The organism is Rhizobium sp. CF080, assembly GCF_000282095.2.
Taxonomy (GTDB): domain Bacteria; phylum Pseudomonadota; class Alphaproteobacteria; order Rhizobiales; family Rhizobiaceae; genus Neorhizobium.
In genome coordinates this window covers 477,407-498,179 of record NZ_AKKC02000016.1, presented here as the reverse complement: position 1 = coordinate 498,179, position 20,773 = coordinate 477,407, and the positions used below count along the sequence as shown (strand labels likewise).

Here is a 20,773-nt window from a genome sequence, read left to right as displayed (position 1 = left end):
AGGGGTTTCTCCGGGTGACTCTACGAACGGGCAGGTGTCGCGGAGGTCGCGGGGCCGGTCCAGTCACTTAAACAGGAGACAGGAAATGACAGACATCGCATTGGGCAAGAGCCCGGATCTGCTGGTGGAACTGACCGCAGATATTGTGGCTGCCTATGTGAGCAACCATGTGGTGCCCGTCAGCGATCTTTCGCACTTGATCGCGGACGTGCATTCGGCGTTGAGCAACACCTCTTCGCCGGCACCGGTTGTAGCGGCCATCGAAAAGCCGAAGCCGCCGGTCCCGATCAAGAAATCGATCGAGGACGACTACCTCATCTGCCTGGAGGACGGGCAGAAGTTCAAGTCGCTGAAGCGGCATCTGATGACCCATTACAACATGACGCCGGAAGAATATCGCGAGAAGTGGGGCCTGCCGGCCGACTATCCGATGGTGGCGCCCGCCTATGCGGAAGCCCGCTCCAGGCTCGCCAAGGAAATGGGCCTCGGCCAGCGCCGTAAGCGCGGCAAGGCCTGAGCCGGGCCAACGCCCGGCACAGGCACCGGGAGGATTTGAAACCTGCCCGATGAGGACCGATCGCGCCAGCGACCGGCGGGTAGGTTTGGCATCGACAGAGAGATGCGGAGAAAGAGCCGGGCGATCAAGCGCCCGGCTTTTCTTTTTTGAAGTGGCCGCCGCGGGGACGGTTGAAGGAAAAAAATCCCATTATCTTTCTGAGGTTTGTGGAAAATGTCAGCGTTTTCAGCGCATAATTGCGAGGAGGCGGTTTCCAGCGTCCCCGCTTTTGCTCTAGGGTGTATGAATTAATTCCTATCAATTGAGGAGTTGTCATGCCTTTCGAGAGATATTTTGCGCCCTCCGCCCCGCCTTCCTCCCGGCCCTTTTCCCCGCCTGTCCTGGTGGATGCGGCCGATTCTCCCTGGCTTCCCGCCAGCCTGCCGCTCAAGACCGCCTGCCGCATCGTCCGCCAGATGGTCTGCGAACTGGTCCAGCTTTTCGGCGACCGGGTGATGCTGCGCCGCGACCGGCGCCGGCTGTCCTGCCATGTGCGCCAGATCGCCATGTATGTCTGCCATGTGGCGCTCAGGATTTCGATGAGCGACATCGGCGAAGCCTTCGGGCGCGACCGCACCACCGTTGGCCACGCCTGCCACGTGGTCGAGGATCGCCGCGACGACCTGGCCTTCGACGAGTTCATCTCGGCGGTCGAGCGCATCGTCACCGCCGTCTTCGGCCTGTCGGAGGTGACGGCCCATGAGTGAGCGCATGACCGGGAGGATGGCTGGAACGACGAAAAGTGATATGGACGCGGTTATAACGAAGCCCACGACCGGGAAGGGGACGGATCCAACTCTCAGGCGGCATCTCCTCCGGCTGATCCGCCAGCTCGCCCGCGGCGACTGCGCGATCGAAGCGGGGCAGGGAAGCGAGGTGCGGCTGACCGGGGCGGAGGAGCGGACCTATCCCGAAGCGGTGATCGCGCAGGCCTGCTCGCTCGGGCTCGCCGAGCTTTCGCAAGGCCGTATCGCCGCAAGTGCGCAGGCGTCGAGCTTTCTGCGCCGGGCGCTGGTGACGGGAGAGGAGGCTTTCATCGAACAGCATGGCGAGATCGTCACGGTGTCGGTCGAGATCGAGGGCGCTCGTCAGCCGGTGCGCCGCAACCTTGCCGAATCACCGCTCGGCACGATCGCCCGGATGAAGGACCGCGACGGAAAACCCTTCCTGCCGGCCGAAGCTCTGGAAGCGGGCGAGCGCTTGGCTGCCGATTTCACCCGCGGCCAGCTCCAGCCCCGCGTCACCGCCTCCTGGGAACCGCGTCTCGCCACCCGCGCCAAGGGAGCCCCCGGCGGCCAGGCCGACATCGCCGACAGCGCGATCTCGGCCCGCACCCGCTTCTCCACGGCGATGGAGGCGATGGGACCGGAACTCTCCGGCGTCGCGGCGGATGTCTGCTGCTTTGCCAAGGGCCTCGAGACGGTGGAGCGCGAACGCCAGTGGCCGGCACGCTCGGCCAAACTCATGCTGCGCACGGCATTGCTGGCACTCGCCCGCCACTATGCCCCGCCGGCTCCGGCCAAGCGCCGCCAGAGCCATCATTGGGGGGCGGAGGATTTTCGGCCGGTGTTGTGAAAGGAGAAGACCCGTCGGCTTACGTCGCAAATGCCGCCCACGGGTCCTTCCGGCCGTTGCGGTCATTGGTCCGAGTGAAAGCTTAGAGCAACCGATCGACGAGTTGCTCGCTTTCCCACGTTTTGAGGAAGTTTGCTTCTCGCGCAATCCAGCCTACAGTGTTGCTTCCCCATTCGTTGAGGCGAGTTGCATACTCTCCCATTAGCCAAAAATGGCGGACGATTACGAAGTGCATGGCGGCTTCGAAGTCGTCTGACGTTATTGGCCGAACTGCGCGGTATCCATCGATGAACGCATTCCACCTCGACGTCGATCTCCGGTTGAACGAAACATTGGCCCATAGAAAGACTGACAGGTCGTAAGCAAGGTAGCCTGGACCGCTATCGTCAAAGTCGAAGAATGCTGCCTCGCCAATATGATTGATGCGTGAATTGAAGCCGTGGCAGTCTCCATGACAATACGTCCACGTTAGATTGCCGAATGCTTCAATCGCCGTGCTCGTCCTTTCAGCGATTTTTTCAAGATCGTTGTAGACACCGATGTCTTCGACAATGCGGCTCTGCCGTATCTGGGCAAGCGGCCGCCGCAATAAATATTCAAGATCAAGCCGATATAGCGCCCCCGTGGAGGAAAATGTCTCGGCTGCGTTGTGAAGCATGGCAAGCGTCTTTCCGTTGGCCTGCGCATCACCATGATCTGTCGCCTGAGGCTCCCGGCCATCGAGGGCCTGGAAAAGAACCCCCGAGCGCCAACCTTCTGGCGCCTGCCCCTGAACGAAGAAACTACCTTCTCGCGTCTGGATGGGTGCGGCAACTGGAACGCCCGCATGTTTGAGGTGTATCAGGAAGGTTGTTTCGGCTTTGACGTCAGCCGGACCACGCGCCCTATGCTGGGAAAGTCGAAACACGTAACGTTCGCCATTCTTGGCAACGACGAGATAAACGTCATTTAACCCGCGCTGGAGCATTTGACAGGAGATCGGACCTTCGAGCGCGTAGTGTTGATTGATAAACCGTTCGATCGCCTCGATATTCGGGGTCGAGTACGACGGACGAAGGTCGAGCATGGCCGATTCCCCCAGCAATCTCCTAGATCTCCGAGCCAGAAGGCAGCAGAGGCTCGGTTAAAGTCAAGTATGGAGTCGGGGGCGGCCGAGAGGGTCTGAGAAAGCCGCGCGCGCCTTAAGCCGCCGCCCTGACCCTTGCCTCTTCCCGGATACGCTTGACCATCGAGCGCAGCCCGTTGGCGCGCTGGGACGACAGGTGTTCGACAAGCCCGATACGGTCGAAGATTTCGATCGCGTCGGTGGCGGCGATCGCAGAGGCGGTCTTGCCGGAATAGACGGCGAGCACGATGGCGACGAGGCCGCGCACGATATGGGCATCCGAATCGCCGTCGAAGGTCATCACCGGATCGGCGCTGCCATCCCCGATGTGGCTGACCAGCCAGACCTGGCTGGCACAGCCCTGAACCTTATTCGCTGCGGTCTTCTGGTCGTCGGGCAAGTCCGGCAGCGCCTTGCCGAGTTCGATCACATAGCGGTAGCGGTCTTCCCACTCGTCGAGGAATTCGAAATCTTCGATGATCTGTTCGAGGCTGGCCATAAGCGCTCCGGTTCTTCTATCGTTCCATATAGGCACTGCAGGCCGGGATAAAAGCAAAAAAAGCGCCGTAAGGGGGGCAATCCTCACGGCGTCAGCACATGCTGAATACAGGGGCAGGCAGTCCGGCGCCAGGAACCATGGCTATCAGAGCCCGGCGCAAGCTTTGAAATTCGAAATCGGGTGAAACGTCCGTATCGGCTCTTTGTTAGTGGATCGGCCGTTTCTGCGGGACCGGCACGGTGCCGGTGAAGATCGTGTCGCTGACGGCGGTGGCCACCGTCTGGGCCTGTTTGGCCGGGAAGGGCGTCGGTTCCGGATCGGCGAGCACCGCGGCTTCCTTGCCCTTGTCGCCGAACTGCTTGTCGAGCAGTTCGAAGGCGACCTGGGCGCCCTGCCTGGCCCTCGTGCCGAGCGCCGAGAAGGTCTCGGCACCCTTTTCACAGACCTCCGGCTTTTCGGTGCAGATGGCGCTCACATATTGATAGGCTTCGGTCGCGGCCGAAAAGGCATTGCTGACCTGCAGGGGCGAGAGCCCCTCGGTCTCGGTCGCCGGCCGGCTGCTGAAGTAGGAGAGCACTACCAGCACGGCTGCGAACCACATACTTCCCTTGATGAGAAACCACATCGTTCTGTCCACCTGTTTTTTCCCGCCATTCTCGTCAAGCGGGCCGCCGGATCTGTGCCGGTCTTGAACATGGTTGTACCGCCGGGAAGCAAATATGGCTTTGACGGGACCGGTCGGTTTTTCGTCAAATTTGCCTAAAATGCGAAATATCCGATATTGCAGCGCCTTTGTCGCGAACGTGAATCGAATTTTAGCAATCCGTGTTAAGCATAATTGCGGCAGGCCGCCCTAAACCCTTGGCTTTCTGGACCGCCTGTCTGCCACAAAGGTTAACGTCTTGGGAAAAATCGAAGCAAATCCGCCGCTTACGCCCCGTTAACCACAAACTCGGAAGGCTTGGCCCTTCTGTCCCAAAGCCGGATTTTGGCCCATTGCGGGGCTTCCCGCACCCCCTTCTTTTATCCTTTCCTTAAGCCACGGAGGCCTATTGTCGGCCTGGATGAATGAGTCTGTCAGGGTTTTGCGTGCGCGTATTGAGTAACATTGCCGGAAAGGCGGTCACGCTGGTCGATGAGACCGCGACCCGCTGGCTCACGCGCCTCGGCGAGGGCGAGACCGCCCGCGCCGGTGAAATTGCGCAGTTCCGCCGCCTCGCTTTCTGTGCCCTTGCCGCACTCGTCTCGGTGCCGCCGGTGCTTTCGCTGCTTCTGCCGCCGGCCTTGGCGCTGCCCGTCGGCGTCGCGCTGGTGCTGTCGCTCTTCCTTCTGGCCGTTGCCGCCTCCTTCGCCTTTCCGCGCCATGCCGTGGTGTCCGTTGCCGCGCCGCAGCCGGAAGAGGGAGCCTTCCATGCGATGCCGGGCCTGTCCCTCATTCTCGATCCGCACGGCCTGCTGCTGAAGACCGGCGGCCGCGACCAGCATCTGTTTCCCGCAAGCCTGCGCGAGACGGCCGGCGAGCCGCTGGCCGAACGCGTCCACGTGTCCGACCGGATCGGCCTCGTCCAGGCCTTCGACATGCTGCGCCAGGGTGCATCGAGCGCGATTGCCGATATCCGCATCGAGCGGCCGTTCTCGGCTGCCGGCCGCCAGTTCCTGGCCGTCCGCCTCGACATGACCGCCATCCGCGACGGCGAAGGGGAGCTCCTCCACGTCCTGGCGCAGGCGCGGGACATGTCGGAAGAAGAGCAGCTCCGCTCGGAAGCGGCAGCCCATATCGACGAGGCACGCTCCGCCCATGAGGCGAAGTCGAGATTCCTTGCCGCCGTCAGCCACGAACTGCGCACCCCGCTCAACGCCATTCTCGGTTTTTCCGACGTTCTCGCCGGCGAATATTTCGGCAGGCTCGAAAATGACCGCCAGCGCGAATATGTCGGCCTGATCCGCCAGTCGGGCGGCCACCTGCTTTCGGTCGTCAACACCATGCTCGACATGTCGAAGATCGAGGCAGGCCGTTACGAATTGCTCGCCGAACCCTTCGCGATCGCGGAAGCCGTGGAAACCTGCCGCGCCATGCTGGACCTGACCGCCCGCGAAAAGGGCGTGACGCTGACCAGCCGCGCCTCTCGCGGGCTTGGCGAAGTAATCGCCGACCGCCGCGCCGTGCAGCAGATCCTCATCAACCTTGCCGGCAACGCGATCAAGTTCACCGGCCCCGGCGGCGTGGTGTCGATCGACGCCATGCTCGAGGGCGATGACATCAAGATTTCCGTCAGCGATACCGGCATCGGCATCGCGCCCGAAAAGCTGCAATTCATCGGCCAGCCGTTCATGCAGGTGGAAAATGCTTATACCCGCTCCTACGAAGGTACCGGTCTCGGTCTTTCTCTGGTAAAGGGATTGGTGGCGCTGCACGGCGGTCGTTTCGCGATCGCCAGCCGTCCGGGCGAGGGGACCGTGGTGACGATCTCGCTGCCGGCAGACGGCTCTGGCGTCGAAGGAGAACGGGATCAATCCCGGGAGGAGAAAGTCGAATTCCCGCCGCGGCTGAGGGCAGCCCGGCATGCGGCCATGATGGACGAACAGGATTTTATCGATGACCGCGCGGAAGCGAAAATCGCCTGACAGGAAAAAATCTGTCAAGCAGCCGGGTCTTCTGCCGAGCTTGGCTCTGGCGGGAGCGCGGGCGGCTGCGCGCCGGCCGAAAGCGCTGTTCGGTTGCGCGGCCTTCGGCGTCGTCTTCTCCTTCGTCGCCGCCAACGCGCTCTGGTACCAGCCGGGCGGTCATCCATCCCCCTTCCTCGCCACCCGCGATTCCAAGAACCCGAATGCGATCGCCGGTTATCGCCCGGCAAGGCGCACCGCGCCCGCCGACGTCACCACGTTCCGCATCGAGCGCGCCGATCCGGATGCCGTAACGCCGGCTCCAGCCGCAGCACCTGCGGCCGCGCCTGTGCAGACAGCAGTGCCGTCCGCACCCGTGCCGTCCGCCCCTTCCGTCGTCGCGCCGCTCCCGCGCCCGCAGCAGGCGGCCGCCCAGCCGGCAACGCCCCATGAGGCGCAGCCCGCGACGCCGAAGCTCGCCGAGACGGCAAGGGCAACCCCCGCCGCACCGACAAGGCCTGTTCAATCCGCCGCCCTGCCGCCGAAGCCCGTTTCTCCGGTCCGCCCGGCCGAAAGTGCCAATGCGCGGGGTGAAGACCCGGTGGCCGCCGCAATCCGCGCCTCCGAGCGCAAACCGGCCATGACGCCGCCCGCCAATATCCCGAACGCCGCCTCCAATTCCGGCCGGCCCGCGGCCACGCCCGTCTCCCAGAAGCCGAACGCGCCCAATCAACCGAACGCGCCCGGCCAGCCGAGCGACCTCGTGCTGCAGATCCAGCGCGGCCTGTCGAACATCGCCTATGCGGATGTCGGGGTCGACGGTGTCGCCGGGGCCCAGACCAAGGCCGCCATCCGCCGCTTCCAGCGCCACTATCGCCTGCCCGAGACCGGCGAGCCCGACGAACTGGTGCTGAAGAAACTGAAGTCGATCGGCGCGCTGTAGGCGACGCTCTCGATCTCCCGAGTTTTCTCTTGTTTATTGCGGCGAGGGCCACCAGCGACCGCTTTTGGCCCGAAGCGGTCATTGATATTAAGCCCGCCACGATCCATCCGAAACATCGCTAGGGTTCGGGGAGTACCATGCGAGTTGAACTAGCCGAAGCTTTCGATATTGAGCCTTGGATGGAACTGAACCAAGAGGTCATTCCGCTTTTTGGGCCGATGCCTGAATTCGAAACTGTGCTCCGGAGAAAAATCCTTCAGAGGCAAGCATATTGCGTTCGCTCATCTAGCCGACACCTGTTAGGTGCCATGCTTTTTGGCGGGAGTGGCAACGGGTTTTGGATTAGATGGCTTGCTGTTTCTCGAGAGACTAGACGTCGAGGTGTCGGAAGGTCTCTAGTTGACACTGCGATCCTGATCACTCCACTCGACGCAACCCTGAGCGTTGATACGTTTGCGGAAGGCAATCCCGGCGCGGTGGAGGCAGGTAGTCTGTATCGATCTTGTGGATTTGAGCCTACAGAACTGTGGCAAGAGAACCAGATCGTGCGCCAGAGGTACATGCGGAAGACAGTTTCCTCGGCTTAGACCCAATGTAGGCTCTTGGCGCATTGTTACCCCAGCATCTGGGCAGCAATGCTGGTTTCCGCTGGTCTGCTTCTGGTGTCATATCTTCGAAAGCGGACGCGATGTTCCAATCTATCGTCGCACATTGACGGGGGCATTTTTCACCACAATAAGGTCAAGCCGAAAAAATGTGGTAAGCGCCAGCCAAACAACAACAGGAGTAAAATAGTGAGCGAACCGACCGTAGCAGATGCAACAGGCCGCATTTATGAATCGCTCCAAGCGAACAACGCCGACATCGACATGCATATCGCGATTCTCAAGGCGGCGATGGCCCGAACGGGTTTGAAAGAGGCCGTCTTCGACCCGGCCAAGCTCGTGCAGAACAACCGTTCTGGCAGGAAGCTCATGCAGGCCTACTTTCGCCAGCGCGGCGTGACGGTGAAATTTTCGGCTTCTTCGTGAAGCCTTCTCATGAGGCATGATGCCGCCCGCCAATATCCCGAACGCCGCCTCCAATTCCGGCCGGCCCGCGGCCACGCCCGTCTCCCAGAAGCCGAACGTGCCCAATCAACCGAACGCGCCCGGCCAGCCGAGCGACCTCATGCTGCAGATCCAGCGCGGCCTGTCGAACATCGCCTATGCGGATGTCGGGTCGACGGTGTCGCCGGGGCCCAGACCGCTTTCAGCCCGAAGCGGTCATTGGACGTCGCAAAAGTCGGCCGCGAATCTTAGAGTTGCCAGTGAGTTTCGCGGCAAAATTTCCTAAATATCTTAAACACAGCTTGCGATTCGCATAAGTGTGTGCTTATGTGTTTGCATGATCGAGAATGACTTTTTCCGAGCTTTGGCAGATCCGACCCGCCGCGCGATCTTCGAGAAGCTGGCGGCAGGGAGCATGAACGCCAGCGCCTTGCGCAAGGGCATGGAGATCAGCCAACCGGCAATGTCGCAACACCTCGCGGTTCTGCGCAGTGCAAAGCTCGTGAGGGAAGAACGGCAGGGGCGTTTCGTGAATTACGAAGTCGATCCGGAGGGGCTGGCTCTCATCGCACAATGGCTGGCGAAGTATCGCGCCTATTGGCCCACGCGCATTGCAGCTCTCAAGGATTTGCTGAAGGACATGGATCAATGAACGCAGGGAAGCCCAAGGTGCAGGAGAGCGGCGTCGAGCTGGAGTTTGACTTGGGCGATCCGCCGCAAAAGGTCTGGCGCGCTATCAGTATTCCCGAGTTCCGGGAAAGGTGGTTGCCAAAGGAGGCATTGGCCAATCCCGATGCGATTACCGTCACGCCCGGCCAAGAGGTCCGCTACAAGCTGCGCGATGATAGCCCGCCGTTCCTTGAAAGCACCGTGACGTTCACTATCACCCCGAACGCGACGGGCGGAACCTGCCTTCGGATCGTCCACGAACTGACGGACGCGAGATTCGACGGAATGACGAGGGCGGCCGCGAACGGCAACAGCCCGCAGCTCATGCTCGCCGCCTGAGGCGGCGAGCCTCACCCTAAAATTCTCGAAGTTTGGAGGTCGCCGATGCGCGAAGCGATGCAGCTCGTCCCTATGGTTATAGAACAGTCCAGCCGGGGAGAGCGTTCATTTGATATTTATTCCCGGCTTCTGCGCGAGCGGATCATCTTCCTCAATGGTGAGGTCAACGATTCGGTCTCGGCGCTTGTCTGCGCACAATTGCTGTTTCTCGAAGCCGAAAACCCCAAAAGGCCGATCCATCTCTACATCAATTCGCCAGGTGGCGTCGTAACCAGCGGCCTCGCGATGTACGATACGATGCGTTACATTCACGCCCCGGTGCATACGCTGTGCATGGGGACCGCCCGCTCGATGGGGTCGTTCCTGTTGATGTCCGGCCAGCGGGGCGAACGCACTGCGCTTCCCAATGCCAGCATCCATATTCACCAGCCGCTGGGCGGATTCCAGGGGCAAGCATCGGACATGCTGATCCATGCCGAGGAAATGCAGAAGACCAAGCATCGCATGACACGGCTCTATGCCGAGCATTGCGGGCGCTCCTATGAGGATTTTGAACGCGCGATGGACCGCGACCGCTTCATGACGGCGGAAGAAGCACTGGAATGGGGGCTTATCGACCGCATTCTACAGGTTCGGGAAGACGTGGCCGCCTAATCGGTTGTCGCGAAAATCCCGATTAAAGCGGCGCCTGTTTTCCTGACTTTCGCAACGTCGTGGAATTGGCAGTTTCGCGATACCGGCAATGTCCGAAATTGGCGCTAAGCGGCCGCGATCGCCCCACAGCCGACGGGCATTTGCTGCCGAATGCCGGGATAGGCTGCACCGTTTACCGCCTTCTCAAGAGAGCGCCCCTCTCCGCCGGAACGGAGAGAGGATGAAAGGCAATTTCTCAATTTGCAGAAAATCGCCTCAGAAAACGGCGAGATATTTCAGCAGCGAAATGATGCCGATGATGATGATGATGATCTGCGCGATCTGTTTCGCGCGTCCGTCGATCGGCAGGCGAGCGACGAGATAGAGAACCAGGACGATCACCAGGAAGGTGATCAGAATGCTGATCAATGCGGAAGTAGCCAAGCCCCAAACTCCTTTTCAACAATGCCGTGTGGCATCGATGTGTAATTATGGTGCATTCGGAGAAAGAAAAGGGCGCGATTTCCTGTTTCTTCTCAGGGGCTTCGTGGGGAGGGCTCAGACCGCCTCGGCGCCGAGTTCCCAGGCCCAGTGCAGATGTCGGTCCTTCAGCGTCCGGTCGCGCAGGTAGCCGGTCAGTTCCTCGTCGATCGCCTCCAGCCGCTCGATCGCAAAATCCTCCGGCCGGTTGGCGTTCCAGGCGGCCTGCAGGCTCTTGCTCACATGGCTGCCGTGGCGGAGCGTGAACCACACGCGGTTCTGGATCTTGTCGAGGTCGCCGGCGCGGCCGACCCATCGCTGCCCCATGGGCGCAAAACGGATGGCATAGATGCCGGCCGGCGCCTTGCGTTCCTTGTAGGCGGAGATCGCCGCTTTCCTGTCGATGTTGTTCATGTCCGTGCCCTCTTGATGGAGGTCCGCTAATATCATCCGGGTAATATTATGGCAATAGTTGTATCCGGGTAAAATTGTGTGGAGGCGTATTTGCGCTCGGCCCCGAAGCGCCGTAAGAGGGGGCATGCGCCTGAAATCCGAGATCGTCGTCTCCGCCATGATCCGCCGCGTCTTCGGGCTCGGTGGTTTTGCCGCCGTCGAGAAGAAGGGCGCGGAGGCGGCGGGCGCGATCTTCATCCGCCAGCGTTTTCGCGACGGGCTGGAAACGCTCTACGCGCCGGCGCCGCAGAATTTCTTCGGCGACGAGGACGACGGCGGGCGCAAATTCGAGGTGAGGGCGGAACGGGCCGAGCCGGAGGCGATCCGCGAGATACTGTCGCGCGAACTGCGCTTCGATCCGGATCTCTGGCTGCTGGAACTGGAGATCGACGACATCGCCGATCTTTTCGAAGTGGTGAAGCCCGGCTAGGGTTCAGCGCACCCGGTAGAGGCCGTTGAGCGGCTTGCGGGCGCTGGCGGTGGTGCGGATCACCCGCGGCTGGCGGCTGTCCTCTGCGCGGTTCTCGGCAAACATCGGCTGATGCTGCGGTTCCGAATAGGTGTAGCTGTCGGCGCGGCGCCAGGCCTCGACCCGGTTGCCGCATTCGGTTTCGTCGAGCGCATCCCAGAGGGCGGCGGCGCGCGTCACTCCATCCTGCTCAAAGCCCAGATGGTCGTAGAGCCGCTGCAGGATAAACAGCGCATCAGCCGTTTCCATCGCCAGGCCCTTCAGCGTCGTGGCGAGCTGCTGGCCGGAAATGTCGAGCATGATCCGTTCGGCAAGCCAGTGGCTGGCGGAAAGCGTATCGGCGAGTACGGTCGCGAACAGGCCGGTCTCCCGGTTGCGGGCGAACCGGACGAGCAGCGCCTCCTGGATCGGTGACAGATTGCGCAGGCCCAGCCGGTCGTCGGCCGGCCGGTCGATATGGCCGGCAAGCGCCCTGATGCGGCTGCGCAGGAGTTCCTCGCGCGCCTGGCGTTCGGCCTCGTCGACCATTTCGGGCGTCGGCCTGCGCGGCACAAGCGCCTCGAGGTTCTCGGGCGCATCGCGGCGGGTATTGCGGTCGTGGCGCAGGCCCACCAGCGCGTCGATCACCGTCGGCGAGAGCGCCTCGCGGCGGACGATGGCACGGGCATGCGCTTCGCCCTGCGTGCGGGCGATCGCGATCAGCGCGTCGTCGGAAAGGCAGGTCGAGGCGGTGAGGAAGGGGGCTGCGACCGCGATCGGCTGGCTGGCGATGAAGAAGGCGACGGCCGGAGGCACGGTCTTGCATTGAGAAAGGGCTGCCACCGCATCGCGGCGGGCTTCTTCGGACGATGCGGAAAACAGGGGGGCGAAGAGCTCGGCGAACTGTCGAAGCTCCGACCGCGAAGGGTACGGAAGACTTTCGAAGCTCGTCACCGTGGCCATCAGCACCACATCCTTCTTACGCATGGCCTGGGGCCTTTCAAGGTCTCGAAATTCATTCGTCACTGGCAAACTCGCAATCTACGCAAAACAAATCCGGAGTGCCGAACGCCGATCAGGTGTGCCGGAAAAGCTCGCCTGGCGCTCTCATCGTACCTTGCCTGGGAAACTCCCGGTGGCGCGCCGCTCGCTCACGCAGCTGTGAGAACATCTGCAGAATGAGGTCGCCCTGGTTTAACCGGATGCTAACCCTTGGAGAGTTAACGGTCTGTGAAAATGGATCGTTTTGATACGTCCCTGATTTCTTGCAGTTGTGCTGTTTCGGCCAAGAAATCGCGGCTCCGGTCGCGCCCCGCAAAGGGGGCGAACCAAATGGACGCTTCTGCGTTTTGGCTGCGGACAACAGACATGCACCGGTAGCAAGTGCTATATTAGCGGTAAGACATTGTTAACGGTGCTCAGGCTGAATCCAGGCAGTAACCGGCGTGTGCCTGCCGGGTTTTCAAGTTCCGGTTGGACCCCCTGAGTTCCTGGGGTCTTCCCGATAACGGCCGGTTCGGGCGGAACCGGCCGTTCATGCGGAAATGTCGTTGCGTCTTCGAAAAAGGCGCACAGACGAGAAAGGCGCGGATGCCCGGACGTGTCCGGGAAGCGTCAGGCCCCTTGGAGGGCAGGGTGAGATCGGTCCGTCTTCATCCGTCTCGAATTCCTTGAATGGAGCCGAGCATGGCAGAGATCGTAGTACTGAACAGATGGCGCAGCGAGCGAGAACGCCGGCCGCAGATCAGGATCGGCGAAAGCGAGAACGCCGGGCAGCTTCTGCTGTTCACCGGCGTGCGGTATGAACGTTTCGAGGACTTTGGCGACCGCAAGGCCGAAAACCACGCGGTGCGTGCCGAATAGTCGGGAACCGGACATCAGAACCGGCTTCGGGAGCGCCATTCGAAGGGCGCACAGGTGGCCTGGTTCAGGAATTGCGACACGATCCCCGCAAAACTCGGTTGCGGGACGAGACTTCTCAGGACCACATATCCCGCCGCCTCCTTGGCTTCCACCAATATCGACTGCGAGACCGCCTGCGGCAGCGCTTTGCGCAATGCGGTCAACTGCATCGGCGAGGCGATCACCACATCCAGCACGCCGCCGGCCGACGTCCGGTCATTGATGCTGAACACCTCGTTGGACGACTGGTCATAGACGCCCAGCGACCAGAAGGGCACGCCGCCATTGGCGGCCGTCAGCCGCACCGGTCCCTCGGAGACGTCGAAGGCGCAGACCGCCGCATCGACGAACGGATCGTCCTTGGAGAGCCCGGCGCGGTCCGGCGTTTCCCTTAAGCGGTAGAACCGCAAGATCTCGCCCTCCGCCAGCACCCGCGTATAGGCGTCGCGCTCGCTGAAATCCGGCAGCGCCAGCACGATGATCAGGTGCAGCAGCGCCGCGCCGACGAGCCCGGTGATCACCGCCAGCAGAAGCTTCAGCGCAAAACCCCGGGACCCCAAGCCGCTGGACACCAGACCTCTGGACCCCAAGCCCAAACCCCTGGACCCGAAACCCCGGGACCCAAAACCTCTAGACCCAAAACCTCTAGACATTGCCGCACCCGATCTTCTCGATGCGCGGCATGGTGAGGTCGATCAGGCCGGAACTGCCGGCCGTCGGCGTGTCGAACAGCGTCAGCGTCAGCCGGAACACGCCGGGCGTCGAAACGGCGAGCCAATTGCCCGGCCTTGCGGTTGCGGAAATCGCGATGTCGAAACCGCCGTCGCTACTGCCGTTGCGCAGCACGATGCGGGAATTGAGTGCGGTCGGCAGGTCGGATTGCGCTAAGGGCGGCGCGCCACCGGGAACTGCGGCAAACAGCGTCCAGAAACGCGCCGGCGGCGTGTGGCCGGTGAGGCGATAGGAGCAGCTTCCGGTCAGCCGCTCGCCCTTCTCGTCGACCGAGGCGATGAAGGTGAGGCCTTCCGCGCTCGCATAGATGAGCTTGCCGGCATTGGCCCGGTGCGACTTCGCGTAAGGGTCGGCCTGCGCGGTCTGCGCCTGTGGAAATGCTTCCCACGAGCCGAGCTTGATCGCACCGAAACCGATCGTGGCATCCAGCGCCAACAGGGTGGACCAAATCCCGCCGCCGAAGGCGATGGTGAGCGCAATCGCAATGAGGAAGGGAACACGAAACACGGGTTTGCTTTGGTCCTCGGACAGCAGTGTCAGAGGGTTAGCATTGATTCCGTTGCGAAGGAATGGGGCCGCGGGCGAAACCCAGATCCGTTGCAGACTATAACGCGTTGCGTTATAGCTGTCGCATGATCAGGGATTTTGCGGATCGCGAAGCCGAGCGGATTTGGTCCGGCAGGAAAAGCCGTAAACTGCCCCCGGACATGCAGTCGGTTGCGCTGAGAAAACTGCGTCTTCTCAATCAGGCACGCGCGTTGTCGGACCTGCGCATTCCGCCCGGAAACCGGCTCGAGGCGCCGAAAGGCGACCGTTCGGGTCAGTTCTCGATCCGCATCAATGATCAATGGCGTATTTGTTTCGTCTGGACCGAAGGAGGGCCTGCCCATGTCGAAATCGTCGACTACCATGGTTGAGACCGAATGGCTCCCGAACCCGCATCCGGGGGAAATCCTGCTGGAGGATTTCCTGAAACCCATGGATCTCTCTCAGAACGGACTGGCGCGTGCCATCGGCGTGCCGCCGCGCCGGATCAACGAGATCGTGCTTGCCAAGCGGTCGATCTCCGCCGATACCGATCTCAGGCTGGCTCGTTATTTTGGCATGTCCGAGGGCTTTTTCCTCGGCCTGCAGGCGGATTACGACCTGATGCAGCGGCGCCGCGAACTGGGTGACGCCTTGAACAGCATCGAGCCGCGCGCAGCCTGATACCTTGAGGGTTAGGTCGTGAACTCATAAACCGGGGTGATCAGACGTTGAAGAAGCCCCAGCCATCTGCTCGACCTTGATATGATCGCGCCACGGCGTCCAGACGATCTTCGATGCTTGTGATCGCACCGCAGGTCGGTGTCATGTCCTTGGACGCTGTTACGTCCCATGGGTTCGTTTCTCGCTCGACTTCGTCCACCGCAACGGCAAACCCTTGCGCTTCAGCCATCCGAGCAAAAGCGTCAGCCGATACTTTGTCGGGGAAAACGTGGCAGAAATCGACGGACCGCGGCGAGCTAAGGTCTTTTCCATCGGACTCCATCTTTTGCAGGATCGCTGCGTTCTCTTCAAACAACGACATCGGCGCCTCGTGAAGCGAGTTGATTTGTAGGCGTAGCAGGATTCCCAGTTGCCTCGAAGTACGATTAAAAATCGGCATGAGCCGATACGACATGACTGACTTCAAGTGGCGGGTAATTCAACAAGCTCAAATGCTCGCGAAGGATCGCAACTCGCTATGATAAGTTAGGCTCGATCTTCCTGGCGATGCGAAGATAGCTGCATTCGTCTGATCTTACGCCATTACGAGTCCACGGCCTAGCATTGCTTCTATTGGGAATGGGTGGGCGTGTCTTTCCGGCGCGCGCGCATGCCTTGCCCGAATCGGTCCGCCTGGACGCGTTGAATAACGGCCTCGCCCGGCTGCTGGCTTCCACTTCCGAATGGGGTAAATGCCGCCAGCCGTGCCGCTATCATCCAGCTTATACGCCATACGTCCTATACCCGTACATCCGGATCTCGCTGCTAACCCTTTGATAAGGCTTTTTCGAGCGGTTCCTGTGACTAGTTCCCTCCGGCACATTGCGCGGCTCGTTCCTTGGCTACCGTCAGCCCGCGACAACGTTCCGGGACAGAGACGATGAGATTATGGATGATGGCGACCGGCGCATTGATGGCCGTGGCGGCAGGATCGGGCGCCTATTACCACCTGAAGCCGGAAAAGGGGCCGGCGAGCCCGAAGACCATTTCCGCCGACTTCATGACGCTGACCGAAAGCCAGCCGACCGAGGCGCGCCGCGCCGTCGTCGAGGCCATCGATACCTGCCTGCCGCAGGCGGCCCGGCAGGGGTGGACGAGCCCGCCCGTCAAGAACCTCGCGGTCGATACCTATGTCCGCTTCTTCGACCTGATGGGCCAGGATATCGATCAGGGCGAACGCGCCGCGCAATTCGACAGCTGGATTTCCCGAGCCGACGACGGATTGTCGGAACGGGACCGCATCGCCTTCGAAAAATTGCTGCAGGGCGGCCTGCACGAAGGCGTGACGGCGCTCTGCATCGCCGCGACCGTGCGCGGCAGGCTCGGAACCCGGGGCTTCAGGGGGTTTTGGAACTGACCGGGGTGACCTCGGCGACCGATCCCGTCGTGGTCTTGTCGGCGACCTTGGCGGTCGCAGGTCCAAGCCGGCCGGCCTCTTTCAGCTTTCCGGCGATCTGCCGCAGCAGCCGGGTGGATTCGGCCGATAGCGAGCGCGGGCGGATGAGCGCCTGCAATCCGGTGTCGGGGCCTTCCTTCTTCTTGGCGACCGCGTTGCCCTTGTGGTCGCCGGTCGGCAGCGGGTTGTCGATGCCGGGAATGGCGCGCAGCTCGATGCCCTGATGGGCATAATCCATGACAGTCTTGAAGGTCGCGGCCGGCAGTGAGCCGCCGGTCATGTTGTTCATCGAGGTGAAGTCGTCGTTGCCGAACCAGACGGCGGTCGTGTAATTGCCGGTAAATCCGATGAACCAGGCGTCGCGATAGCTCTGCGACGTGCCGGTCTTGCCGGCCGTGACAATGCCGCCGTCGAGCGCTGCCTTGCGGGCCGTGCCGATCACCGGGATCTGGGACAGGATGCGGTTCATCGACGACATCGCCTGCTCGGAAAGCACCCGTTTGGCCGGCGGTTCGTCGCGATTGAAATCGTAGAGCACGTCGCCGCCGTAGCCGAGAACCTGTTCGATGCCGTGGCGGCGCGACTGCATGCCGCCGGCGGGCATCACCGCGTATCCCGTCGCCTGGTCGAGCACGGTCATTTCCGAGGTGCCGAGCGGGATGGTCTTGTCCTTCCTGAGCGGCGTCTCGACGCCGAAGGCCTTGGCTGTCTTAACGATCACGTCGGTGCCGAGATAGTCCTTGGCGAGCCTGACCGGCACGGTGTTGAGCGATTGCGCCATCGCCGACAGCAGCGTCACCTTGCCCTTGTAGGAGCGGCCGTAATTCTGCGGCGACCAGCCGTTCCAGGTGATCGGCGCGTCCGATATCGTCGATTCCGGCTTGAAGCCGTTTTCCATCGCCGCAGAATAGGTATAGAGCTTGAAGGACGAGCCCGGCTGGCGCAGCGCCTTGGCGGCGCGGTTGAACTGGCTCTCGCCGTAGTCGCGGCCGCCGACCATGGCGCGCACGGCCCCGCCGTTCTCGATCATCACGAGCGCGCCCTGCTTGACCTTGAAGCTCTCGCCATATTCGCGAAGGCTCGATTCCACCGCCGATTCCGAGGCCTGCTGCAGGCCCATGTCGATCGTGGTGCGCACCACGACCGAATGTTCGTGGAACTTGCCGGCGGCGGCCAGCCGCTGAACTTCGTCGAAGGCCCAGTCGAGGAAATAGTCGGGCGCCTTGGCGTCGGCGCGGTCGACGACGGTCGCCGGGCTGCGGCGGGCGGCGATCACCTGGCCTTCGGTCATCAGCCCGCTCTGCACCAGGTTGGAGAGTACCTCGTTGGCGCGGGCGCGGGCGGCCGGCAGGTTGACATGCGGCGCATATTTGGCCGGCGCCTTGAACAGGCCGGCGAGCATGGCGGATTCGGCAAGGTTCACTTCCGTGATGTTCTTGCCGAAATAGAACTGTGCCGCAGCCGCCGCTCCGAACGTGCCGCCGCCCATATAGGCGCGGTCGAGATAGAGCGACAGGATTTCCTTCTTGGAGAGGTTGGCTTCCAGCCACAGCGACAGGAAGGCCTCCTTGATCTTGCGTTCGATCGACCTCTCGTTGGTGAGGAACAGGTTCTTGGCGAGCTGCTGGGTCAGCGTGGAGCCGCCCTGCACGACGCCACCGGCCTTGGCGTTCTCGCTCATGGCGCGGGCAAGGCCGAAGAAGTCGATGCCGAAATGGTCGAAGAAGCGGCGGTCCTCGGTCGCCAGCACCGCCTTGATCAGGTGGTCCGGCAGCTCGTCGATCGGCACCGAATCTTCATGGATGATGCCGCGGTGGCCGATGACGCTGCCATAGCGGTCGAGGAAGGTGACGGCGAAATCGCCCCGGTTGCGCCAGTCCTCGTGGGTTTCCTCGAACGCCGGCTGGGCGAGCGCGAGCAGCAGGACGAAACCGGCCGTGCCTAAGGTCATCGCCTCGCCGGCCAGTTCGAAGCCGATGCGCTTCCAGCCGCGGACGCGAAAGCGGCGGAAGAAGATGGTGATTTCTTCCCAGATTTCGGCAAGCCGGAAACCGAGGTTCCAGACGGTGGAATCGATCCAGGAATCGATACGCAGCAGCAGGTGGCGCTTGCTGCGCGGCCGGTCGTCGGATGACTTTGGCTCGTCCTGCACCTTGGAATTCCCCGCCCTATCGATGAGATGTGCTTGACGCGGTCCCTTCAAGGGATCAAGACCTCTAGCCTCTCACCGTTAATCAGCTTTAGCTGACAAATGGTTGATACGCGATACCAAAATCGCAACAGGTAAAATGCAGATATCGGGATTTGTTCCCCTCTGCCGCAAATGTGATATCCGCGATGACCGACGAACCTTTCTGGAAGACCAAACGGCTCGACCAGCTGAACCAAAGTGAATGGGAAAGCCTGTGCGACGGTTGCGGGCTCTGTTGTCTCAACAAGCTCGAGGACTGGGATTCGGGAGACGTCGTCTTCACCTCCGTCGCCTGCCGGCTGCTCGACGGGGAGACCTGTCGCTGCAAGGATTACCAGCACCGCCAGGGCCAGGTGCCGGACTGTATCCAGCTCACCCCGACGACGGTCAACGAGATTGCCTGGCTGCCGCCAACCTGCGGTTATCGCCTCATCCGCGACGGCGAGGACCTCTACTGGTGGCACCCGCTGGTGTCGGGCGATCCCGACACCGTGCACCAGGCCGGCATCTCCGCTCGCGGCCGCACGGTCAGCGAGAACGACGTCGACGTGGAGGACTTCGAGGACTACGTGGTCGACTGGCCGCTCACGGTGGGCGAGGAAAACTAGCCCCGGAAGGGTGATCCCGGGCGTGAGGATCGCGCGGGAAGTCGCTCGAAACACAAGTTTATTACTTGCCAATAACATAATTTAAAGTGGACGATCCGAGTTTCAGGTAATTCTACCAGTAGGACCAGGCTTGCAGAAACGCTAGGACTACCGTGACAGTCAAGATTCATTCCGAATTCATTCCAATGGCATCCCGATGAATGCAGAAGGTACGTTGGCAGACCGCCTCTACGAGGCCGCCCTGGTTCCTGAACTTTGGACTGAGACCTGCGAGAGGCTGGCGATGGAGGCCGGCTCCAGCACCGCCTCCATCTTCACCATCGACGCCAGCGGCAATCATCGCTACGTCACCACGCCGAACATCGCGGACGCCTTTGCCGCGTTCGTGCAGAGCGAGCATCGGTTCAACAATATCCGCCCCGCGCGCGGCATGGAGCGCTTTCCCTTCTCCTTCGCGCGGGAAGTCGACATCATGAGCGGGGAGGAATTCGAGGAGGATCTGATCCGCCGGAATTTCCTGCTGCCCTACGGGATGGAGTGGGAAGCCGGCTGGGCCTTTCAGGAACCCACCGGCCATGTCGTCGTCATCAGCATGATGCGCGCCAAGGGCCTGACGCATTTTTCCGACGAACAGCTGGCGCGCCTCAACCTGTTGAAGCCGGATATTGCCCGGGCCGCCTATATGTCGTCGCGGCTCGCCTTCAGCGAAGCTCGTTCGATGACCGAGACGCTGTCGCTGCTCGGACTGCCGGCGGCGGTCATCGGCGACGGCGGCCAGGCGGTCGCCATGAACCCGGAAATGGAGGGTTTGAGCCCCCGCATCCGCACCGGCGCCGGCGACCGGCTGGTGCTGGAAGGGGCGGGCGCCAATGCCCTCTTGGACGAGGCGATCGAACACTACAAGGCGCAGGCTTCGCCGACCGTTCAATCCCTGCCGATGGCGGGACGCGACGGGGCGCCGCCGCTGATCCTGCATCTCCTGCCGGTCCGCCGCGCGGCGCGCGACATCTTCTCCCGCTCGATGGCGGTGCTGGCGGTCACCCAGGTGGGACTGGTCGGCCCGCCGGACATGCGGGTGCTCTGCGGCCTCTTCGACCTCACCCCCGCCGAAGCCCGCGTGGCACGCGGCATCGCCATGGCCCAGACGCCGGAAATGATCGCCGCCGCGCTCGGCGTCTCGCTCGAAACCGTCCGCTCGCATCTGAAGAAGATCATGCTGAAGACCGGCACCACCCGCCAGGCGGAACTGGTGCTGCTGCTGTCCGGGCTGAATGCGCCGAGCTTTGGCGTTGGCGGAGACGTTTCATGAGTGCTATATCTGTATAGCACAAAGGAAAACGGCC

27 protein-coding genes and 1 pseudogene are annotated in these 20,773 nt (G+C 62.0%); 18 read left to right on the top strand and 10 right to left on the bottom strand.

What is annotated here, in order from left to right:
* The first annotated feature begins 85 nt into the window (after positions 1 to 85).
* From PMI07_RS32780 to PMI07_RS32770, 3 genes are all read left to right on the top strand, one after another.
* Positions 86 to 517 (top strand): MucR family transcriptional regulator, encoded by a 432-nt coding sequence (locus PMI07_RS32780; protein WP_007759396.1) that lies wholly within the window; start codon positions 86 to 88, stop codon positions 515 to 517.
* A gap of 314 nt (positions 518 to 831) precedes the next feature.
* Entirely contained in the window at positions 832 to 1,263 is a 432-nt protein-coding gene (locus PMI07_RS35895; protein WP_007759398.1) for a helix-turn-helix domain-containing protein, read from the top strand.
* A gap of 40 nt (positions 1,264 to 1,303) precedes the next feature.
* Positions 1,304 to 2,131 carry a DUF6456 domain-containing protein gene (locus PMI07_RS32770; protein ID WP_037088798.1) on the top strand — a complete coding sequence of 276 codons (828 nt, stop codon included), beginning with the start codon at positions 1,304 to 1,306 and terminating at the stop codon, positions 2,129 to 2,131.
* Between the two features lie 82 nt (positions 2,132 to 2,213).
* Here the strand turns inward: PMI07_RS32770 and PMI07_RS32765 are convergent, their stop codons facing one another.
* The 3 genes from PMI07_RS32765 to PMI07_RS32755 all read right to left on the bottom strand — a co-directional run bounded on the left by PMI07_RS32765 (position 2,214) and on the right by PMI07_RS32755 (position 4,360).
* Positions 2,214 to 3,197 carry a phosphotransferase gene (locus tag PMI07_RS32765; RefSeq protein ID WP_007759401.1) on the bottom strand — a complete coding sequence of 328 codons (984 nt, stop codon included), beginning with the start codon at positions 3,195 to 3,197 and terminating at the stop codon, positions 2,214 to 2,216.
* Positions 3,198 to 3,312: 115 nt separating this feature from the next.
* Positions 3,313 to 3,735, bottom strand: a complete 423-nt coding sequence (locus PMI07_RS32760) for a SufE family protein (RefSeq protein WP_007759405.1) — start codon at positions 3,733 to 3,735, stop codon at positions 3,313 to 3,315.
* Between the two features lie 205 nt (positions 3,736 to 3,940).
* Complete coding sequence (locus tag PMI07_RS32755) at positions 3,941 to 4,360, bottom strand: DUF5330 domain-containing protein (protein WP_007759407.1); 420 nt, start codon at positions 4,358 to 4,360, stop codon at positions 3,941 to 3,943.
* A 443-nt stretch (positions 4,361 to 4,803) separates the two neighbouring features.
* Here PMI07_RS32755 and PMI07_RS32750 point away from each other — a divergent pair, with 443 nt between their 5' ends.
* The 7 genes from PMI07_RS32750 (at position 4,804) to PMI07_RS32720 (ending at position 9,993) form a co-directional block, all read left to right on the top strand.
* Positions 4,804 to 6,360 carry a HAMP domain-containing sensor histidine kinase gene (locus PMI07_RS32750; RefSeq protein WP_051484304.1) on the top strand — a complete coding sequence of 519 codons (1,557 nt, stop codon included), beginning with the start codon at positions 4,804 to 4,806 and terminating at the stop codon, positions 6,358 to 6,360.
* Positions 6,332 to 7,282, top strand: a complete 951-nt coding sequence (locus tag PMI07_RS32745; RefSeq protein ID WP_024164384.1) for a peptidoglycan-binding domain-containing protein — start codon at positions 6,332 to 6,334, stop codon at positions 7,280 to 7,282. Before PMI07_RS32750 ends, PMI07_RS32745 begins: the two co-directional genes overlap by 29 nt.
* A gap of 791 nt (positions 7,283 to 8,073) precedes the next feature.
* On the top strand, positions 8,074 to 8,313 hold the full coding sequence (locus tag PMI07_RS32740; protein WP_081761034.1) for a hypothetical protein: 240 nt from the start codon (positions 8,074 to 8,076) through the stop codon (positions 8,311 to 8,313).
* 19 nt (positions 8,314 to 8,332) lie between these two features.
* A complete protein-coding gene (locus PMI07_RS32735; RefSeq protein WP_007772646.1) occupies positions 8,333 to 8,617 on the top strand; it encodes a hypothetical protein in 285 nt (94 codons plus the stop codon).
* A 51-nt stretch (positions 8,618 to 8,668) separates the two neighbouring features.
* Entirely contained in the window at positions 8,669 to 8,983 is a 315-nt protein-coding gene (locus PMI07_RS32730; RefSeq protein WP_007772647.1) for a metalloregulator ArsR/SmtB family transcription factor, read from the top strand.
* Positions 8,980 to 9,339, top strand: coding sequence for an SRPBCC domain-containing protein (locus tag PMI07_RS32725; RefSeq protein ID WP_007772648.1), 360 nt, complete (start codon positions 8,980 to 8,982; stop codon positions 9,337 to 9,339). Before PMI07_RS32730 ends, PMI07_RS32725 begins: the two co-directional genes overlap by 4 nt.
* Before the next feature lie 45 nt (positions 9,340 to 9,384).
* Positions 9,385 to 9,993 (top strand): ATP-dependent Clp protease proteolytic subunit, encoded by a 609-nt coding sequence (locus PMI07_RS32720; RefSeq protein WP_007772650.1) that lies wholly within the window; start codon positions 9,385 to 9,387, stop codon positions 9,991 to 9,993.
* Between the two features lie 255 nt (positions 9,994 to 10,248).
* Here the strand turns inward: PMI07_RS32720 and PMI07_RS35245 are convergent, their stop codons facing one another.
* Positions 10,249 to 10,416, bottom strand: a complete 168-nt coding sequence (locus PMI07_RS35245; protein ID WP_007772654.1) for a Thivi_2564 family membrane protein — start codon at positions 10,414 to 10,416, stop codon at positions 10,249 to 10,251.
* A 114-nt stretch (positions 10,417 to 10,530) separates the two neighbouring features.
* Positions 10,531 to 10,866, bottom strand: coding sequence for a GIY-YIG nuclease family protein (locus PMI07_RS32715; protein WP_007772656.1), 336 nt, complete (start codon positions 10,864 to 10,866; stop codon positions 10,531 to 10,533).
* A 124-nt stretch (positions 10,867 to 10,990) separates the two neighbouring features.
* Between PMI07_RS32715 and PMI07_RS32710 the strand changes: the two genes are divergently transcribed.
* Positions 10,991 to 11,335: a DUF1491 family protein gene (locus PMI07_RS32710; RefSeq protein ID WP_007772658.1), complete on the top strand. Its 345-nt coding sequence runs from the start codon at positions 10,991 to 10,993 to the stop codon at positions 11,333 to 11,335.
* A 3-nt stretch (positions 11,336 to 11,338) separates the two neighbouring features.
* Here the strand turns inward: PMI07_RS32710 and PMI07_RS32705 are convergent, their stop codons facing one another.
* The gene (locus PMI07_RS32705; protein WP_197032580.1) at positions 11,339 to 12,379 is read right to left on the bottom strand and encodes a DUF2336 domain-containing protein; all 1,041 of its coding nucleotides are present in this window, start codon (positions 12,377 to 12,379) and stop codon (positions 11,339 to 11,341) included.
* A 660-nt stretch (positions 12,380 to 13,039) separates the two neighbouring features.
* Between PMI07_RS32705 and PMI07_RS32700 the strand changes: the two genes are divergently transcribed.
* The gene (locus PMI07_RS32700; RefSeq protein ID WP_007765783.1) at positions 13,040 to 13,216 is read left to right on the top strand and encodes a hypothetical protein; all 177 of its coding nucleotides are present in this window, start codon (positions 13,040 to 13,042) and stop codon (positions 13,214 to 13,216) included.
* 14 nt (positions 13,217 to 13,230) lie between these two features.
* Here the strand turns inward: PMI07_RS32700 and PMI07_RS32695 are convergent, their stop codons facing one another.
* Both PMI07_RS32695 and PMI07_RS32690 read right to left on the bottom strand, forming a co-directional pair.
* Complete coding sequence (locus tag PMI07_RS32695) at positions 13,231 to 13,845, bottom strand: DUF1254 domain-containing protein (RefSeq protein ID WP_245277262.1); 615 nt, start codon at positions 13,843 to 13,845, stop codon at positions 13,231 to 13,233.
* Between the two features lie 55 nt (positions 13,846 to 13,900).
* The gene (locus PMI07_RS32690; protein ID WP_007760721.1) at positions 13,901 to 14,494 is read right to left on the bottom strand and encodes a DUF1214 domain-containing protein; all 594 of its coding nucleotides are present in this window, start codon (positions 14,492 to 14,494) and stop codon (positions 13,901 to 13,903) included.
* A gap of 125 nt (positions 14,495 to 14,619) precedes the next feature.
* Between PMI07_RS32690 and PMI07_RS32685 the strand changes: the two genes are divergently transcribed.
* Positions 14,620 to 14,904, top strand: a complete 285-nt coding sequence (locus PMI07_RS32685; RefSeq protein WP_007760722.1) for a type II toxin-antitoxin system RelE/ParE family toxin — start codon at positions 14,620 to 14,622, stop codon at positions 14,902 to 14,904.
* Positions 14,876 to 15,196 (top strand): HigA family addiction module antitoxin, encoded by a 321-nt coding sequence (locus PMI07_RS32680; RefSeq protein ID WP_007760732.1) that lies wholly within the window; start codon positions 14,876 to 14,878, stop codon positions 15,194 to 15,196. The genes PMI07_RS32685 and PMI07_RS32680 overlap by 29 nt, the downstream gene beginning before the upstream one ends.
* A 40-nt stretch (positions 15,197 to 15,236) precedes the next feature.
* Here PMI07_RS32680 and PMI07_RS32675 read toward each other — a convergent pair whose 3' ends face one another.
* A complete protein-coding gene (locus PMI07_RS32675; protein WP_051484302.1) occupies positions 15,237 to 15,650 on the bottom strand; it encodes a ribonuclease E inhibitor RraB in 414 nt (137 codons plus the stop codon).
* Positions 15,651 to 15,673: 23 nt separating this feature from the next.
* Here PMI07_RS32675 and PMI07_RS35505 point away from each other — a divergent pair.
* Both PMI07_RS35505 and PMI07_RS32670 read left to right on the top strand, forming a co-directional pair.
* A pseudogene (locus PMI07_RS35505) lies at positions 15,674 to 15,797 on the top strand (IS5/IS1182 family transposase); the annotation flags it as partial.
* A gap of 318 nt (positions 15,798 to 16,115) precedes the next feature.
* Positions 16,116 to 16,592 carry a hypothetical protein gene (locus PMI07_RS32670; RefSeq protein WP_155956716.1) on the top strand — a complete coding sequence of 159 codons (477 nt, stop codon included), beginning with the start codon at positions 16,116 to 16,118 and terminating at the stop codon, positions 16,590 to 16,592.
* Here the strand turns inward: PMI07_RS32670 and PMI07_RS32665 are convergent.
* Entirely contained in the window at positions 16,573 to 18,783 is a 2,211-nt protein-coding gene (locus PMI07_RS32665; protein ID WP_051484314.1) for a PBP1A family penicillin-binding protein, read from the bottom strand. The two genes, PMI07_RS32670 and PMI07_RS32665, sit on opposite strands and share 20 nt — an antisense overlap.
* Positions 18,784 to 18,968: 185 nt before the next feature.
* On the opposite strand from PMI07_RS32665, the gene PMI07_RS32660 reads away from it, so the two are divergent.
* A complete protein-coding gene (locus PMI07_RS32660) occupies positions 18,969 to 19,430 on the top strand; it encodes a YcgN family cysteine cluster protein (RefSeq protein WP_007760737.1) in 462 nt (153 codons plus the stop codon).
* 214 nt (positions 19,431 to 19,644) lie between these two features.
* The gene (locus PMI07_RS32655) at positions 19,645 to 20,739 is read left to right on the top strand and encodes a helix-turn-helix transcriptional regulator (protein ID WP_037088791.1); all 1,095 of its coding nucleotides are present in this window, start codon (positions 19,645 to 19,647) and stop codon (positions 20,737 to 20,739) included.
* Positions 20,740 to 20,773 lie beyond the last annotated feature (34 nt).

Excerpts from the sequence above, each read along its gene's own strand:
- PMI07_RS32700 (WP_007765783.1), top strand. The coding sequence starts at position 13,040 with ATGGCAGAGATCGTAGTACTGAACAGATGGCGCAGCGAGCGAGAACGC.
- PMI07_RS32660 (WP_007760737.1), top strand. The coding sequence starts at position 18,969 with ATGACCGACGAACCTTTCTGGAAGACCAAACGGCTCGACCAGCTGAAC.
- PMI07_RS32745 (WP_024164384.1), top strand. The coding sequence starts at position 6,332 with ATGACCGCGCGGAAGCGAAAATCGCCTGACAGGAAAAAATCTGTCAAG.
- PMI07_RS32720 (WP_007772650.1), top strand. The coding sequence starts at position 9,385 with ATGCGCGAAGCGATGCAGCTCGTCCCTATGGTTATAGAACAGTCCAGC.
- PMI07_RS32670 (WP_155956716.1), top strand. The coding sequence starts at position 16,116 with ATGAGATTATGGATGATGGCGACCGGCGCATTGATGGCCGTGGCGGCA.
- PMI07_RS32730 (WP_007772647.1), top strand. The coding sequence starts at position 8,669 with ATGATCGAGAATGACTTTTTCCGAGCTTTGGCAGATCCGACCCGCCGC.
- PMI07_RS32685 (WP_007760722.1), top strand. The coding sequence starts at position 14,620 with ATGATCAGGGATTTTGCGGATCGCGAAGCCGAGCGGATTTGGTCCGGC.
- PMI07_RS32715 (WP_007772656.1), bottom strand. The coding sequence starts at position 10,866 with ATGAACAACATCGACAGGAAAGCGGCGATCTCCGCCTACAAGGAACGC.
- PMI07_RS32760 (WP_007759405.1), bottom strand. The coding sequence starts at position 3,735 with ATGGCCAGCCTCGAACAGATCATCGAAGATTTCGAATTCCTCGACGAG.
- PMI07_RS32755 (WP_007759407.1), bottom strand. The coding sequence starts at position 4,360 with ATGTGGTTTCTCATCAAGGGAAGTATGTGGTTCGCAGCCGTGCTGGTA.
- PMI07_RS32780 (WP_007759396.1), top strand. The coding sequence starts at position 86 with ATGACAGACATCGCATTGGGCAAGAGCCCGGATCTGCTGGTGGAACTG.
- PMI07_RS32725 (WP_007772648.1), top strand. The coding sequence starts at position 8,980 with ATGAACGCAGGGAAGCCCAAGGTGCAGGAGAGCGGCGTCGAGCTGGAG.
- PMI07_RS32770 (WP_037088798.1), top strand. The coding sequence starts at position 1,304 with ATGGACGCGGTTATAACGAAGCCCACGACCGGGAAGGGGACGGATCCA.
- PMI07_RS32680 (WP_007760732.1), top strand. The coding sequence starts at position 14,876 with ATGTCGAAATCGTCGACTACCATGGTTGAGACCGAATGGCTCCCGAAC.
- PMI07_RS32735 (WP_007772646.1), top strand. The coding sequence starts at position 8,333 with ATGCCGCCCGCCAATATCCCGAACGCCGCCTCCAATTCCGGCCGGCCC.
- PMI07_RS35895 (WP_007759398.1), top strand. The coding sequence starts at position 832 with ATGCCTTTCGAGAGATATTTTGCGCCCTCCGCCCCGCCTTCCTCCCGG.
- PMI07_RS32750 (WP_051484304.1), top strand. The coding sequence starts at position 4,804 with ATGAGTCTGTCAGGGTTTTGCGTGCGCGTATTGAGTAACATTGCCGGA.
- PMI07_RS32765 (WP_007759401.1), bottom strand. The coding sequence starts at position 3,197 with ATGCTCGACCTTCGTCCGTCGTACTCGACCCCGAATATCGAGGCGATC.
- PMI07_RS32710 (WP_007772658.1), top strand. The coding sequence starts at position 10,991 with ATGCGCCTGAAATCCGAGATCGTCGTCTCCGCCATGATCCGCCGCGTC.
- PMI07_RS32675 (WP_051484302.1), bottom strand. The coding sequence starts at position 15,650 with ATGTCGTATCGGCTCATGCCGATTTTTAATCGTACTTCGAGGCAACTG.